We start from the raw sequence: 16,221 nt of genomic DNA on the forward strand, positions 1-16,221 counted from the left end.
TGTTGGAGCTCCCGACGCAGGAGGAGCGACTAGTGAAAGCCCGACCCCACTTGCCCTGAGGTTCTCGAAGGGTGGGGTAACGCCCAAAAATAAAACAGGTTACTTTGAAACGTTTTTACTTTTTAATGATTTTATGGATATTTAGCTGTAAAAATACAGTTGAGACTGTTCCTGATGGCTATAACTGGCATTCTAGAACGGTAACGGCTACGGCATATAACTCCCTGGCGAATCAAACAGATGCCAATCCAAATATCACAGCCTTTGGCGATAGCTTGCAACCAGGATTAAAATACATTGCGGTGTCTAGAGATTTGCTGGCACTAGGTTTAAAGCACAATACACCTGTAATTATTGAGGGTTTGGAAGGGATTTACTTGGTAAAGGATAAAATGCATTCGCGCTGGAGAAACCGTATTGATGTTTACATGGGCGAAGATATAAAACGCGCTAAAAAATGGGGCAGAAAGCGCGTTTGTATAGATTATGGTATACCGATTGATGAATAATTATCTCGTCTCAGCTTCAGAAAGAATGAAAGGGTAGGCTCCTTTAACGTGTTGCAATTCTTCTTTGGATAATTTATCTATTGGACGTTTTAAAACACTTTCACAATAAGTTTTTCTTAGCTCGAAATATGCTTGTGTGAGTTCGTCTTGAACTTCAATGAACCGATTGTAATTGGCATTTCTATCCGATTGCAAAGAAATTACCGCTTTTGATGGATTGTCTGATAATGTCTCGGATTTATCACCGTTGCAATAGGTACAGCTTCCGTCTCCGTTATTGTCAATAAAGTTCTTAGTAAGGTCTTTAACTTCAGAAATTGTAACGATTTCATCATCTAACATTATTTCGTTTTTTGAATTAATAGCGATTTTCAAAATATTTCTCTCCGGAATTGGGACATTACAAATTTCTCCTGGTGGACATGGTCTAGGTAACTTTCTGTTTATACCTTGATCTTTCGGGATTACCGCAGTTACTAGGAAAAAGATTAATAATAAAAATGCGATATCTGCCATAGATCCCGCATTTACTTCTGGTCTTGATGATGTTCGTCTCATGATTTTTCTATTATTGTTAATGCCTTTTTAGCACAAAAACAATACCATAAAAATTCAAAAGCTTTTAACGCATGTTGTGGTGTAGGCGTTTCCAAGAGATTTGTTCAGAAGGAAAACTTAAAATTCGCTTGTTTGAATGCAAATTTTCTTCTGTAATGCCTTTAATGTGCTTTGATATGTTGATTACTGTTCGCATGATTTTTGATTGATAGTTAGAAAACAGAGACGTTATTATCTATAACGTCTCTTGCTGTTCCATGTGTTAGTTTTTGTGCCACTTAAGGTTTCTGATACTTGGTTTGTGTTTAAAGTTCTCATGTTTTTCGTTTTTTGATTAATGATTGAATTGATGAAATTATAGATATAACTATCTATAGCGTCTTTTGCTATTCCATGCATTAGACTTAGTACTGTTTAAAGTTTCTGTTAATTGGTTACTATTTAAAGTTCTCATGTTTTTGTTTTTTAATTGATTATACTGAATAGACGACGCAGAACTATTTTTGTTACAGTACTATGTATAACAAAGTAATAAATTAACAAATTTTAACAGATTTTGAGCTTAAATGAAAGGGAAGAGGGTTTGTAAAGACTATTTAGGTATAGTTATTGTTAAATAGTTATAAAATGTGAAGTAATATGGCAATGTAATGAGATATTAAATATCTTTGAAGCATATTTCTAAGCTGTATTACATTGTATTAAAGCTAATTGAGCCCAAATGAGATTTTTAGTTACTTGTATTTTAGTTTTTGTTTTTGCTACATCAGCAGAAGCCCAGATTGATTCTAGAAAAAAATCTGGAGCTATTATTCCTGCTATAGAAGCACCTAAAGATTCAACGGATAGCAAAAAAATTGCTCCTAAAAAGTTGGATAAGAATGATCAGTTTAGTGGTGTGAAGTCTCCAAAAATAGTAGGAAAACTAGAATTACCTAAAAAAGAGTTTTCAATGTTTCCGCAAGAGGAATTCGGTAACCCTGGAGAATTATACACTAAAAAACTTGATAAGATTGAAAAAACCTTATTGCCTGAAGGTCATGGCGAAACAGCTGGCTTAAAAAAAGATGCCTATTGGGGCGATTATAAAACTACCTCAAAATCTATTCGTGTGCTTTACAGGGATTATTCTGCTATTGACGGCGATTTGCTTCGCGTGTATGTAAATGGCGACATTATACAGCCTAGAGCTTATTTAACTCAGGGTTTTGGTGGGTTTAAATTAGACTTAAAGGATGGTTTTAATGAAGTTGTATTTCAAGCCATAAATACAGGTTCGTCTGGACCCAATACTGCCGAATATCGCATTGTGGACGAGAATGATAAAAGAATTACCAGTAAAGTTTGGGCGCTTGAAGCTGGTATAAAGGTTACTGTTGTTATTGTAAAAGAGTAATTTTATATATATCTTGTAGTATGGTATTACTTTTTTGTTAATATGAAATTCATACATCTCTTTTTTTTGTGTTTTATGCTTAACCTATTAAACGGTCAAGATATAGATAACAGTTCGTGGATTTTATCCGATTTTAATATTAATTCTGAAAGTCATGCATCTCTTATTAGTGATTTTGCTACACCTATAAAGGCTAATTTTCAAACTAATTCAGACAAATACTTTTTTAGTACTAGTCCTTGTGATACATCTAGTGGAGAAATCATTCTAGATAAAGAAAACGCAACATTTACTTTTTTAATCATTGGAACAACATTAGGAGGTTGCAATGAGGAAAGCGGAGACAAATCGCAATTGCTTCAAGAAATAGTGACTAAGCATAACGACTTTTATAATTTTTACAACTCTGGTACAAGTTTTAGGTATCAGATACTAGAAGAAAATGAGAATGCTCCAAAAACTTTAGTACTAATTAATAGCAATAACGATTCTGCTACATATTTTATTGACGTATTGTCTTTATCTGGCAACACATCTGTTTCTTCTTTCTCAATTCACCCAAACCCAGTACAAGACAACATAACTATTACTTCAAAAGTAAGTATAGAAAATGCACACTGTACTATCTTAAATATTAGTGGTAAGATAATAAAATCTTACAATGGCTTAAATGAAAATACCATTAATGTAAGCGCCCTAGAAAAAGGGATGTACTTCATAAAAATAACTACAGATAATACTACTGTAATAACTAAAAAGTTTGTAAAAATTTAAAGCGCATTAGTAATCGCTTTTAATTCAGCATCACTAAAACTTAAATTATCTAAAGCTTTCACATTTTCTTTTAACTGACTTGTAGAACTTGCCCCAATTAAGACTGAAGCTACCTGTCTATGTCTTAAAATCCAAGCAATTGCCATTTGTGATAATTTTTGTCCACGATTTTGTGCAATCTCATTTAATTTCTTAATCTTCTTCAAATTACTCTGAACAGTTTCAGAATTCAAATAGGTCATGTTTTTTGCTGCACGGGAATCTTTAGGAATACCGTTCAAATATTTATCGGTTAGCATGCCTTGTGCCAGCGGGGAAAAGGTAATACAACCTACGCCATGATGTTCTAATGTTTCTAAGAGGCCATCTTCAATCCAGCGGTCGAACATAGAATACCGTGCTTGATGTAAAATAAAGGGGGTGTTAGAAGCCTTTAAAAGTTCTGCTGCTTTTTGTGTGTCTTCTGGATTGTAATTTGAAATAGCCACATACAAGGCTTTTCCTTGACGCACAATATCAGTTAAAGCTCCCATGGTTTCCTCTAGTGGCGTATCTGGGTCTGGCCTATGATGGTAAAACACGTCCACATAATCCAAGCCCATACGTTTTAAACTTTGGTCTAAGCTAGCCATCAGATATTTTCTAGATCCCCAATTTCCGTATGGTCCTGGCCACATATCAAAACCAGCTTTGGTAGCAATAAACAGTTCATCTCTGTAAGATTTAAAATCCCTTTTAAGAATGGTTCCAAAATTTTCTTCGGCAGAACCGTATGGTGGTCCATAATTATTTGCTAGATCAAAATGTGTAATGCCTAAATCGAATGCGCATCTCAATACCTCTCTAGCGTTTTGGAGGTTGTCCACAAAACCGAAATTATGCCATAAACCCAGTGAAATGGCTGGTAAAAGCACACCGCTATCGCCAGTTCTTTTATAGGTCATTGTATCATATCGGTTGGCAGAAGCTAAATATTCTGTAGCACCAGATTTATCGTTGATTTGCATATTTCAATATTTTTTGAAGAGTTCAAATTTAGCACTTATTATAGCATAAAAAAAAGCCATTTGAATTACAAATGGCTTTTATATCTATTAGTTATAAAAATTACCCTTTAATAGGTTGCTTAATTTTTGGTTTTAGGTGCTTCGCATAAAAGCCCATCATTGCTTCGTATAATTCAATTCTGTTTTCTTCTTTGGCAAAACCATGACCTTCATCGTATTTTACCATGTAAGGCACATCAACCCCCTTGGCCCTTAAACCAGAGACAATCTGATCAGACTCATCAATGTTTACTCTAGGATCATTTGCCCCTTGTACTACAAATAATGGTTTTTTAATCTTATCAATATGGTTTACAGGCGATACCTCTTCCATAATAGCTTTTTCCTCAGGCACATCCGGGTCGTACCAAATTTCTTTTACAATTTTTAAGTATGGTTTCCAGTATTCTGGCATGCTATCCATAAAGGTAAATAAGTTTGATACACCAACATAATCAACACCGCAAGCATATAAATCTGGTGTTTTGGTTAGACCTCTTAGTACAGCATAACCACCATGGCTTCCACCATAAATAGCAGCGTTGTCTTTATCAACCCAACCTTGGTCTATTGCATATTGTAATCCATCTTCAACATCATCCATGGCTTTTCTGCCAATTTGCTTAAAGCCAGATTCTAAAAACTCTCTTCCGTACCCTCCAGATATGCTAAAGTTTACCTGTAATGTAGCATATCCACGGCTAGCAAACAATTGAGCTTCTGGATTAAAACCCCAAGAATCCCTTATACCTTGTGGCCCACCATGTACATTTACAATAACAGGTACTTTTTCGCCCTTTAAAGCAGCTTCGGGCAATGTAATATAACCATGGATAGTTTTTCCATCTCTACTTTTAAATGTAATTGGTCTCATTTCAGCCATGTCCTTTTCAACAAGATTTGGCATTAGATTATAAAGTAACTTGAATTCTTCAGTTTTGGCATCATATGAATAATATGTTCCGTATAGTTTATCGCTTTGAATAAAAACAAGATACTTACTTTCATCATCCGTTGCATCAGGAATAGAGTAGTTGTAGCCAGGGAACTTATCTGTAATTTTTTTATGTAGCTTCTTGTAGTATTTGCTAACTGGCACAATAACTTGCTTTTCCCCTTCGTAGTAAAAATAATCTAATTCATAGCCTCTTTTTCTCGACAAACCTAAACCAGAAACATCATAATTATCATTTGAAAATAACTTTTCAATGACTTTATCTTCCTTCAAATCGTATAAATACACTTGTGCTTTATCACTTTCTAGATTAGAAATTACATAGGCATCATGAGGATAATCTGTAGCATAGTTAAAAGATGATATGCTAAAGGTGTCTTTCCAACTTAACTCTTTTTTCAATTCATAATTTTCGCCATCTTCTGTATAATACATATCAATATGAACGCCATCACGAAGTTTAGCAAAACCTCTCAAATTTCCATCTTTATCAAAATCATAACTATTTATTGGGTTTGCGGCATCTTCATTTTTATACAGTTGCATTAATTCCCCTGTTACAATATTAATTTTATAAGGTTCAAATATTTGAGGATTATTTTTATTCATAGAAATAATCATATGGTCTTTATCTTCTTTTAAGCCATTTAAAATATTCACTTTTACGCCATCAAATGGGGTTAATTCCTTTTGATTATTGCCATCAATATCTACAGCAAATAAGTGGTAATCTTCGTTTCCACCTTTATCCATTACATAGATTAGTCTGTTGTCGTTTGCCCAACCGTAACCTCTTATTAGTTCTTCTTTTTCCTCTATAACTCGTGTTATTTCATCATTTTCAGTGTTTTTTACATACACATGGTTTTTAGCATTCTCATCTTTTTCTCTGTAGGATAGATACGTGCCATCTGGTGAAAACTGGAAAGATCTGGCCTTTGGTCTCGCAAAATAGTCCGCCACAGAATATTTGTAATTGGTCGGATTCCAGTTGGCCAATTTTTTTAAGTCAGCTTCAGAAGTTGGTAAATCTGTATTTCCTGGAAGTGTCTTTTCCGTCTTTTCCAAATTTAAAGGAAATTCCATACCGCCTTGATGGAATGTGCCATTTAAGGAATTGTCTTTAAGCGTAGCAACGTATTTTATACCTGCCTGATTAAATTTAATTGTTAAGGTATTGTCTACAAATGTTGTTACATCCATTGGGATACCCGTTGCGCCTTGAGACGGACTATCCATAGTTGAAGAGAGGTTCCCTTCCTCAGTTTTAATGTCAAAAATTAAAGGCATCTCCATACCTTGAACAGATAGCGTGCCTTTCCAAGACCCTTCAATATCTTGGGCATTTGCTTGAATTGTCATACCCAAAAATAAAAAAAGAGCACCACTTAATTTTAAAATAGAAGTTTTCATTATTAATGATAAGTTTTTAAATAGTTAACCAATAATTCTTTGTGATACGTCATTAGAATAAAAGTAAGTTCATTTGTTACACTTTTTTTCAGTTTTGATTTTTTTTTAACATTTGAAACTGAAATTATTATCAACAATTGGTTGAATAACTTTAAAAAAAACCGCTTTAATAAACCCAATAAAGATGTTACTTTTGCATTTTACCAAACTACACGTATGTCAATTTCGAAAACTGAACTGCTAGAAAGGAAAACCGGAAAAGAGTTATACAGCTATCAAAAAGGTGCCATAGACAAGATTTTTACGGCATTTGAAGAATCTCCGTCGGATTATCATTTACTATATCAATTGCCCACGGGAGGCGGGAAAACAGTTATTTTCTCTGAAATTGTGCGTCAATATTTAAACACCAAAAAGAAAAAGGTGTTGGTGATGACACACCGTATTGAGTTATGTAAGCAAACCTCTAATATGCTTACCGAATTTGGTGTGGTAAATAAAGTGGTAGATAGTAAAGCAGATTTAAGCGATCAGGCAGAATATAGTTGTTTCGTGGCTATGGTTGAAACCTTAAATAACCGCTTAAATGATGATAAATTAGATATTTCTGATATTGGTTTGGTAATTATTGATGAAGCCCACTACAATTCGTTTACCAAATTATTTAAATTCTTCAGTCAATCTTTTGTTCTTGGTGTTACAGCTACGCCATTAAGTTCTAGTATGGAATTACCGATGACGGATAACTATGACGAACTTATTGTTGGAGAATCGATTGAATCTCTTATAAAGCGCGGGTTTTTAGCTCGAGCAGAAATGTTTAGTTACAACGTTGGTTTAACCAGTTTGGTCGTTGGAGCAAATGGGGATTACACGGTAAAATCTTCAGAGGATTTGTATACCGACGACAATATGCTTTCCAAATTATTAAGGGCGTATGAAGAACGTTCAAAAGGTAAAAAAACCTTGATTTTTAATAATGGGATCAATACATCATTGCATGTATACGATACGTTTAGAAGAGCAGGATATCCTATAGCGCACTTGGATAATACAAATACGAAGAAAGAGCGTGCTATGATTTTAAAGTGGTTTAAAAAAACGCCTGACGCTATCTTAACTTCGGTAAGTATACTAACCACGGGATTTGATGAACCAACAGTAGAAAGTATCATCCTAAACAGAGCAACAAAATCATTAACGTTATACTATCAAATGATTGGTCGTGGTTCTCGTGTTTTAGAAAATAAAGACACCTTTCAAGTTATTGATTTAGGTAACAACTTCCACAGATTTGGCCCTTGGGGCGATAATCTTGATTGGCAACGTATTTTTAAGTCTCCTAATTATTATTTGGATTCCTTATTAAGTGATGAGGAGCTAGAAAGTAATTTTAGGTATGAAATGCCAGATGACTTACGGGCGGAATTTGGCAATTCTGAAGATGTGTATTTTGATATTCAAAAAACTTATGTGGATGCTGTGAGATCTGGCGAATCTACAAAAGTGGTACTTGAACGTTCCATAGCACAACACGCTAAGATTTGCATTGAAAATAGCGAGGATGTGTACGATGCTATTGCATTAGCAAAAAAATTGGGTGATGACATTGATTTCAGGATTAAGCGCTACACTAAATGCATTAGTAAGAGTACCCATAATTTTGTGGAATGGCTTCGAGGTGATTACCGAAAAAAACTAAATTCTTATCTAAGAGTAAATTTTGACGAGGTGTTTGAAGAAATTCATGGTTACGCACCTAAAGAATAATATTTTATCATAATTTATTGGAGCTTAAAAAAGCGATAACATTCATGATTATTAGCACGCTATCTTTTGCGTGTATGAATGGGATAGTAAAGCACCTAGAAAACATGAATGCCTTTCAAATTGTTTTTTTTAGAGCCTTTAGTTGCTTGTTTTTTACATTTACATTTCTATTCAAAAATAAGATACCGCTATTAGGGAAAAAACGAGGGTTACTGGTGCTAAGAGGCATCGTTGGCGTTACTTCTATGGCGCTGTTTTTTATGTCTACAAAGTATTTGCCTATTGGCACCGCAGTTTCTTTACGCTATATGGCTCCTATATTTGCAGGTATTTTTGCTGTTCTTTTATTAAAAGAAAGTATTAAACCTATACAGTGGTTGTTTTTTGCAATTGCGTTTTCAGGTGTTATTGTTTTAAAAGGACTTGATACCTCACTAAGTGCTTATGGTTTGATGCTCATTTTTATTTCTGCGATTTTTAGTGGTTTAGTTTATGTTGTTATTAGCAAAATAGGCAAGAGTGAACATCCCGTTATTATTGTTAATTATTTTATGGTAATAGCAACTATTGTTGGTGGCGTTTTGTCAATCAATGATTGGGTAATGCCTCAAGGAGAGGATTGGTTTTTGGTATTTGGTTTAGGTTGTTTTGGATACTTTGGGCAAGTTTATATGACGAAAGCATTTCAAATTGTAAAAACAAATCAAATCGCACCTTTTAAATATTTGGAGGTAATCTTTACATTGTTGCTAGGTGTTACTTTATTTAGTGAAGTATACTCGTTCTGGAGTTTGTTGGGGATAGCTTTGATAATTACTGGGCTTGTGCTTAATGTAACGTACAAATCAAAAACACTTGAATAAATAGGGTGAGTTGTTTTTATCTATATTTCAATCTGAGTTCTATTTTTTGAGATGGCTAAAATGCGTTACTTTTCATATATCGTTAAAAGCTTTTCAACTAAAAATAGCTAATATTAAACTTTTCGTAAAAAGTTTTTTTTCCAAGTCACATCAAGATGAATACTAATCACTTTTGGCTATATTTGTTTCTTAATTTTTTGTTAAAAAAACCACAAACAAACTAACCACCAAAATGAAAATTGGTATTCTAAAGGAAACTCAAAAAGGTGAGAACCGGGTTTCGCTATCTCCCAATATTGCTAAACAATTAATTGAGAAAGGTTTCGAAGTCATTATTGAAGAATCTGCTGGAGCAAATTCATCATACAAAGATTCAGATTTTAAAGAAGCAGGAGCTTCCATAGAGAAGCGTGGCGTCGTTTTTAAAGAGGCTAATGTACTTATTAAGATTAATCCGTTTGATGAAGAGGATTTAAAATTGGTTGATGAAAGGCATATTCTAATTAGCCAGTTGTATCACAAATCAAATCCAGAATTAATAGAATCTATAGAAAAAAAAGGGGCGACAGCATTTTCTATGGATGCAATGCCGCGGATATCGAGAGCCCAAGATATGGATGTCCTCAGTTCGCAAAATAACTTAGCAGGCTATAAGGCCGTGATTTTAGGCGCCTATGAAATGACCAAGATTTTTCCATTGATGATGACGGCTGCAGGAACCATTACCCCATCAAAAGTGTTAATATTTGGTGTTGGTGTTGCTGGATTGCAAGCCATTGCCACTGCGAAACGACTTGGAGCAGTTGTTGAGGCCACTGATATAAGAAGTGAAACTAAGGAACAAGCAGAGTCTCTTGGGGCCAAATTTATTTCCGTAGATAATGAGGGCGAAACTTCCGAAGGCGGGTATGCGAAGGAAGCCTCAGAGGATTATATGAATAAACAAAAAGAAGCAGTAAATAAATCTTTATTTCAGGCGGATTTGGTAATTACAACCGCCAATATCCCAGGAAGAAAGGCACCTACATTAATTACAAAAGAGCAGGTAGAGCAGATGAAAAATGGTGCAGTAATTATTGATTTGGCTGCCGCTCAAGGAGGCAATTGCGAATTGAGTAAGCTAAATGAAAAAGTCCTAGTAAATGGTGTTAAGATTATAGGGACGACTATCGCGCCAGAAAGTGTGTCTACAAACGCTAGTGAGCTCTATGCCAAAAACATCTACAATTTTCTTGTGCACCTAACCGAAGATGCAAAATTCAAGTGGGATGTAGATGAAGAAATAACAAATGATACTTTAATTGTAAAAGACGGAGTTATCCGAAACACATAAAATTATGAACGCATTCATTCAATTTATTAGTGACAATCTACAGATTGTTTACATACTCATTTTAGCCATTTTTGTTGGTGTTGAAGTTATAAAAAGTATTCCTGCGGTGTTGCATACACCTTTAATGTCTGGAGCCAATGCCTTAAGTGGTGTTGTAATCGTGGGGGCCATTTTAGTGATGCTACACTCCGATCCGGAGAATTATTTGGCATTAACCTTAGGTTTTATAGCTGTTGTGCTTGGAATAATAAATGTTGTTGGTGGTTTTGCTGTTACCAATAGAATGTTACAAATGTTTAAAAAGAGAAAGTAATGAGTGTTTTATTAAGCGTAATTTATTTGATAGCAACGGTAACGTTTGTAGTAGGTTTAAAACGACTTGGACATCCTGATACAGCCAAAAGCGGTAATATGATAGCTGCTGTGGGAATGGTATTGGCTATTTTAGGAACCATATTTATTCATGATTTGAAGGTAGCTCCAATCATTTATATTCTTATTGGTGTAGCCATAGCCTTAGGTTCAATTATAGGTTATTTAATTGCCATAAAAGTTGAAATGACGAAAATGCCAGAACTTGTATCCTTATTTAATGGTTTTGGTGGTGCAAGTGCTGCGCTAATTGGTTTGGTAGAGTTTAGTAAAAATGTTGAAGATTCACTTCAAGCCATAACTATAGTTTCGGGTATCATTATTGGTGCCATTACGTTTTCTGGGAGTTTAATAGCTTGGGGAAAACTTAATGGTTCTCTAAAAAGTGTTGTAAAAATTCCACAGTACAATCTTGTAAACAATATTTTCTTTTTAGGTATTATTGCTTTAGCTGTATTTATGATAGTTTCAGGAAATCATAGTCAGCTATTCACTTATGGTGTTTTAGCTGGAGGTTTGGTTTACGGTATCTTATTTGTGCTGCCAATCGGAGGTGCAGATATGCCCGTTGTGATTTCGTTATTAAACTCGCTCACCGGTATAGCTGCTGCTATTACTGGAATTTTATACGATAATATGGTGATGCTTGTTGGCGGTATTTTGGTAGGGTCTGCCGGAATAATATTAACAGTGGCAATGTGCAAAGCGATGAATAGAACGTTAGCTTCGGTAATATTTGGTGCTTTTGGAGGAGAAGATGCTGTTGAAGGCGGAAGTAAAACTCAAGGCACCATTAAAAAGACAACAGCTAGTGATGCTGCAATAATGATGAACTATGCAACAAATGTTATCATTGTTCCGGGTTATGGATTAGCTGTGGCTCAAGCACAACATGTGATTCATGAGTTAGAGGAAATCTTAACGGATAAAGGCGTCAATGTAAAATATGCCGTACATCCTGTTGCGGGGAGAATGCCGGGGCACATGAATGTGTTATTGGCCGAATCTAATGTAGATTATGATTTGTTGGTGGAAATGGAAGATATTAACCCGCAATTTACAAATGCAGACGTTGTGTTGGTAGTAGGTGCAAATGATGTTGTGAATCCCGCAGCGCATAACGATCCTTCCAGTCCTATTTACGGAATGCCTATCTTAGATGTTGAAAACGCTAAGCATATTGTGGTTAACAAACGTAGTATGAATGCAGGTTATGCAGGTATTCAAAACGAATTGTTTTTTAATTCTAAAACTTCAATGTTGTTTGGTGACGCCAAAGCTGCACTAACTGAATTAGTCAGTGAACTTAAAAACATGTAATGAGCTTTAAAAGCTGGATTAACCAAAAGCGACGACTGGTAATGAATGCCCTTACCAAAAGGGTAGGGAGCTCGTATTTGGAGCCTACTGCAGAGTTAGGGAAGACTATTGATATTAAAAAAGTGCTGATTATTAGGCCAAATCATCGTTTGGGAAATCAGTTACTAACTACACCATTGGTTCAAGAGGTTGAGAACACCTTTCCCGATTGCAGAATAGACTTATTTGCCAAAGGAGGTGTGGCTTTTCCGGTTTTTGAAAAATATGATAGTATTGATAAAATATACAAATTACCACGAAAACCATTCAGTAATCTGTTTAGTTATGCTATGTGTTGGATTTCTATCAAGCGCAAGCGATACGATATGGTGATTAATGGTGATAAAGACTCTTCTTCGGGCAGATTGCTGACTAATTTAGCAAAAGCGCCTCTAAAGGTTTTTGGTGACGTGCATAAGGAAATTCAAAACACATATGACGACTATTTACATATTTCTAAATACCCAGTTTACAATCTGAGACGCTATCTTTCAAAATTAGGGTATCCCAGAAATAATAGTTCACTTCCAGTTTTGAACTTGAAACTCTCAAAAGAAGAGATTCAGGGTGGTAAACATATTTTGAATGATTTGAATAAGAATGGAAAACCTACCATTTGTATTTACACCAATGCTACTGGGAATAAATGCTATTCTGAAGAATGGTGGGAATTGTTTTATTCAAAATTAAAAGAAAACTTTGCTGAAACATATAATATTATAGAGATGTTGCCTATTGAGAACATTTCAAAAATAAATTTTAAAGCACCCAATTTTTATAGCAAAGATATTCGTGAAATGGGTGGCATTATTGCTAACACTTCCATTTTTATAGCTGCTGATAACGGTGTTATGCATTTGGCAAGCGCCGCTTTAACGCCAACAGTAGGTTTGTTTTCAAGAGATAATCAGGCTATATATGGGCCTTACGGTAATGGTAGTGTGGCGCTACATACAGGGGTAAAGTCTCAGGAGGACTGTATTGAGGAAATTAGCAAGATTCTTTCAAGATAAAAGATAAAGTCCTGTGAAAAACCCAAATAGATTCTCTTTTATTAACCCTAAAAAAGTACCGTTTTTTTATGGTTATGTCGTGCTGTTTTTTGGAAGCATTGGTGTATTGGCTAGTATTCCTGGGCAAACAGTAGGGGTATCTCTATTCACCGACCCCGTAAAAGATGCCTTGGGTCTGTCCAGAAACCAGTTTAGTAATGCCTATATGTTTGGCACGCTATTAAGCGCTTTTTTTGTGGCTAGGGCAGGTGTACTATTTGATAGGTTTGGGGCACGCTACGTGGCTTTTTTTTCGGCATTCTTTTTAGGGGTTTCGTTATTGTTATGTTCAAAATCTGTTATTATAAGTGAAAGCATAAGTAATATATGCAACAGTAACTCTTGGATGATACCTTTTGTCCTCATCACTTTTTTATTTTTTCTAATACGCTTTTTTGGTCAAGGCGTACTCACCATGTCATCCCGTAACATGATTATGATGTGGTTTGATAAAAATAGAGGTAAGATAAATGCTATAAGCAGCATTACGGTGTCATTAGGTTTTTCAAGTGCGCCACTGTTCATAAACTACCTTATTGATGGTTATGGTTGGGAAGTGTCGTGGCAAATATTGGCACTCTGCCTTATCATTTTTAGCGTTTGTGTCATTCAATTTTATAGAAATAATCCAGAGGATTTTGGCTTTATCCCAGATGGAACATCCAAAAAGCGTAAAATTTCTAAAACGAATAGTGTTGAAATACACTTCACTTTAAAAGAAGCTAAACAAACCCGTGCTTTTTGGATGATTGCTCTAGCTTTAGCTTTCAATAGTTTTTTTGTTACAGGTTTTACGTTTCATGTTGTTTCAATTTTTGAAAGTCAAGATTATTCTAGAACTCAAGCTATAGCTGTGTTTTTGCCAATTTCAGTAATTGCTGTGATTATATCAACCTTAGGCAATGTTTTAAGTGATTACATTCAACATAAAGTATATTTATATATTATGCTTTTTTCGGGTGTTCTGGCGTCCGTAGGTCTATATTTTTTAAGTTATACTATTGGTGTTTATGCATTAATTCTAGGTTTAGGTGTATATGGTGGATTGTTTGCGGTGGTTAATGCGGTAACATGGCCAAGATATTTTGGGAGAAAACATTTAGGTGCAATTACAGGAAAGGCTATGAGCTTCTTGGTTATCGCAAGTGCTATTGCCCCAAGTTTATTTAGTTACTGTTATACAACACTTGGCACATATGCCAACATTGGTTATCTCACAGGAGGTTTTTTGCTATTCTTAATTTTGGCATCTGCTAAAGTTAAGAATCCGCAGTAAGTGTATAGTTCATTGTAAATGCAGGTTTTAACTATTTATTATAAGTATTCATTTCTATTTTTTTGTAATTTTCGGTAATTTGAGAAAGATGAAAAGGTACGGTTTAGTTATATTTATTTTGGTTGGGTTGATTATTTCCTGCAAATCTTCGAAAGTCCAATTATCTCCTGAAGAAGAAAAACAATTTAGAGATTTGGTTGCTTCACAAGAATTCACAGTAGAATCGGATTGGGCTTATCCGCAGCTTACCAATGCCATGACACAGGTTTTAAACTCTATGTTAATGTGGCCTAATAATAATGGTGGCGCTATAAATTTAATTGGTAATGCTAATTTTTTGACTATTAAAGGAGATAGTGTAACATCGTACTTACCTTATTTTGGGGAACGACAAATGCAAGTTGGTTATGGCGGTACTGATAGTGCTATAGAGTTTAATGGGGTAATGGAAGATTTTAAAGTTGAAGAAGGAAAGAATAATAGAAAAATAATTTCCTTTTCGGCAAAAAGCAATGCTGAAAACTTTAATGTTATTATAACCCTATTTCCTAATTTGAACAGTGAGATTTACCTAAGAAGTCCATCTCGATTTTTTATAAGATATACGGGAAATTTCGGCCCTATTACCAAAACAAAAGACGATCAGTCTTAGATAACTGGATACATTTCATTTTCATTTACTTTCACTTTAATGTCAATATGTCATTATTTTAACTATATTAAATGTCATTATGGCATATTTTTATTAATAATTTCCTTTATAAACTGTCATTTCCGTTAGTATTTGTTTTTGGTACTCCATTTGCTTCTTGGATGCTGAAGTATAAAACTTCATAATTAAAAGAAAATTTAAAGTTTAACTTAAAAATTATAATATTATGAGCTCACTAATGAATGTTTCTAAAAATGGAGATCACAAAAACACTGGTTTAAGTCACAGAGGTTGGTCAAATTGGATTGACGATTTATTTAATGTTGACACCTTCCCAACGGTGTTATCCAATAATTTCAATACTGGAATATCTTTACCCAAAGTAAATATTCGCGAAACTAAAGATGATTACTTTGTAGACATGGCAGTTCCTGGAATGAAGAAAGAGGATTTCAATATTGATTTAGATAATGATGTCCTATCAATTTCATCAGAAAAGAAAGTAGAGAATGAAAATACTGAGGATAGCTTTACTCGAAAAGAATTCGGTTACGCTTCTTTTAGAAGAACATTTACTTTACCAGATTCAATTGAGGACAGTAAAATTAAAGCGAAGTACGAAGATGGTATTTTGAGTATCCAACTTCCAAAAAGAGAAGAGGCTAAACAAAAGCCAGCAAGAACTATTAAGATTTCGTAATTAGTAGAAAATTAGGATTTGATTAAAAAAGAGGCTCTATTGGCCTCTTTTTTTATACGTAATATTTTGTTTTAATGAGTTTTGTCTGAATAAATAAGGGTAAAGATTAACTTCGGCATAAAAGGTTTACTCTACAACAAAAACTTTATAGCACTAATAAAAAGTATAAAACTTATAAAAGCGATAAGTATCC

Annotated in this window: 17 protein-coding genes; 12 read left to right on the forward strand and 5 right to left on the reverse strand. The window is 34.5% G+C overall.

Features of this window, described 5'->3' with window-relative positions:
- Nucleotides 1-104: 104 nt before the first annotated feature.
- Nucleotides 105-509 carry a 3D domain-containing protein gene (locus tag EYD45_RS01555; protein ID WP_233702482.1) on the forward strand — a complete coding sequence of 135 codons (405 nt, stop codon included), beginning with the start codon at nucleotides 105-107 and terminating at the stop codon, nucleotides 507-509.
- Here the strand turns inward: EYD45_RS01555 and EYD45_RS01560 are convergent, their stop codons facing one another.
- From EYD45_RS01560 to EYD45_RS16675, 3 genes are all read right to left on the reverse strand, one after another.
- Nucleotides 510-1,067, reverse strand: coding sequence for an ExbD/TolR family protein (locus tag EYD45_RS01560; protein ID WP_130962585.1), 558 nt, complete (start codon nucleotides 1,065-1,067; stop codon nucleotides 510-512).
- A 64-nt stretch (nucleotides 1,068-1,131) separates the two neighbouring features.
- Nucleotides 1,132-1,263, reverse strand: a complete 132-nt coding sequence (locus EYD45_RS17005; RefSeq protein WP_262708590.1) for a hypothetical protein — start codon at nucleotides 1,261-1,263, stop codon at nucleotides 1,132-1,134.
- A 35-nt stretch (nucleotides 1,264-1,298) separates the two neighbouring features.
- Entirely contained in the window at nucleotides 1,299-1,466 is a 168-nt protein-coding gene (locus EYD45_RS16675; protein ID WP_165453863.1) for a hypothetical protein, read from the reverse strand.
- Nucleotides 1,467-1,788: 322 nt separating this feature from the next.
- Between EYD45_RS16675 and EYD45_RS01565 the strand changes: the two genes are divergently transcribed.
- Both EYD45_RS01565 and EYD45_RS01570 read left to right on the forward strand, forming a co-directional pair.
- Complete coding sequence (locus EYD45_RS01565; protein ID WP_130962586.1) at nucleotides 1,789-2,463, forward strand: hypothetical protein; 675 nt, start codon at nucleotides 1,789-1,791, stop codon at nucleotides 2,461-2,463.
- Between the two features lie 75 nt (nucleotides 2,464-2,538).
- Complete coding sequence (locus EYD45_RS01570; RefSeq protein ID WP_165453864.1) at nucleotides 2,539-3,237, forward strand: T9SS type A sorting domain-containing protein; 699 nt, start codon at nucleotides 2,539-2,541, stop codon at nucleotides 3,235-3,237.
- Here EYD45_RS01570 and mgrA read toward each other — a convergent pair.
- Complete coding sequence (gene mgrA, locus EYD45_RS01575) at nucleotides 3,234-4,244, reverse strand: L-glyceraldehyde 3-phosphate reductase (protein ID WP_130962588.1); 1,011 nt, start codon at nucleotides 4,242-4,244, stop codon at nucleotides 3,234-3,236. The two genes, EYD45_RS01570 and mgrA, sit on opposite strands and share 4 nt — an antisense overlap.
- A 100-nt stretch (nucleotides 4,245-4,344) precedes the next feature.
- A complete protein-coding gene (locus tag EYD45_RS01580) occupies nucleotides 4,345-6,651 on the reverse strand; it encodes a S9 family peptidase (RefSeq protein WP_130962589.1) in 2,307 nt (768 codons plus the stop codon).
- Between the two features lie 216 nt (nucleotides 6,652-6,867).
- On the opposite strand from EYD45_RS01580, the gene EYD45_RS01585 reads away from it, so the two are divergent.
- The 9 genes from EYD45_RS01585 to EYD45_RS01625 all read left to right on the forward strand — a co-directional run bounded on the left by EYD45_RS01585 (nucleotide 6,868) and on the right by EYD45_RS01625 (nucleotide 16,028).
- Nucleotides 6,868-8,421, forward strand: a complete 1,554-nt coding sequence (locus tag EYD45_RS01585; protein ID WP_130962590.1) for a DEAD/DEAH box helicase — start codon at nucleotides 6,868-6,870, stop codon at nucleotides 8,419-8,421.
- 17 nt (nucleotides 8,422-8,438) lie between these two features.
- Nucleotides 8,439-9,284: a DMT family transporter gene (locus EYD45_RS01590; RefSeq protein WP_262708591.1), complete on the forward strand. Its 846-nt coding sequence runs from the start codon at nucleotides 8,439-8,441 to the stop codon at nucleotides 9,282-9,284.
- Nucleotides 9,285-9,516: 232 nt separating this feature from the next.
- Complete coding sequence (locus EYD45_RS01595) at nucleotides 9,517-10,617, forward strand: Re/Si-specific NAD(P)(+) transhydrogenase subunit alpha (RefSeq protein ID WP_130962592.1); 1,101 nt, start codon at nucleotides 9,517-9,519, stop codon at nucleotides 10,615-10,617.
- A gap of 4 nt (nucleotides 10,618-10,621) precedes the next feature.
- Nucleotides 10,622-10,930: an NAD(P) transhydrogenase subunit alpha gene (locus EYD45_RS01600; protein ID WP_130962593.1), complete on the forward strand. Its 309-nt coding sequence runs from the start codon at nucleotides 10,622-10,624 to the stop codon at nucleotides 10,928-10,930.
- Entirely contained in the window at nucleotides 10,930-12,309 is a 1,380-nt protein-coding gene (locus tag EYD45_RS01605) for an NAD(P)(+) transhydrogenase (Re/Si-specific) subunit beta (protein ID WP_130962594.1), read from the forward strand. The genes EYD45_RS01600 and EYD45_RS01605 overlap by 1 nt, the downstream gene beginning before the upstream one ends.
- Entirely contained in the window at nucleotides 12,309-13,361 is a 1,053-nt protein-coding gene (locus EYD45_RS01610; RefSeq protein ID WP_130962595.1) for a glycosyltransferase family 9 protein, read from the forward strand. The genes EYD45_RS01605 and EYD45_RS01610 overlap by 1 nt, the downstream gene beginning before the upstream one ends.
- A gap of 13 nt (nucleotides 13,362-13,374) precedes the next feature.
- The gene (locus EYD45_RS01615; protein WP_130962596.1) at nucleotides 13,375-14,676 is read left to right on the forward strand and encodes an MFS transporter; all 1,302 of its coding nucleotides are present in this window, start codon (nucleotides 13,375-13,377) and stop codon (nucleotides 14,674-14,676) included.
- 88 nt (nucleotides 14,677-14,764) lie between these two features.
- Nucleotides 14,765-15,328 (forward strand): DUF4251 domain-containing protein, encoded by a 564-nt coding sequence (locus EYD45_RS01620; protein WP_130962597.1) that lies wholly within the window; start codon nucleotides 14,765-14,767, stop codon nucleotides 15,326-15,328.
- A 226-nt stretch (nucleotides 15,329-15,554) separates the two neighbouring features.
- Nucleotides 15,555-16,028 (forward strand): Hsp20/alpha crystallin family protein, encoded by a 474-nt coding sequence (locus EYD45_RS01625; protein WP_130962598.1) that lies wholly within the window; start codon nucleotides 15,555-15,557, stop codon nucleotides 16,026-16,028.
- The last annotated feature ends 193 nt before the right edge of the window (nucleotides 16,029-16,221 follow it).

Origin of the sequence: Hyunsoonleella flava (genome assembly GCF_004310325.1) — a bacterium.
GTDB lineage: Bacteria > Bacteroidota > Bacteroidia > Flavobacteriales > Flavobacteriaceae > Jejuia > Jejuia flava.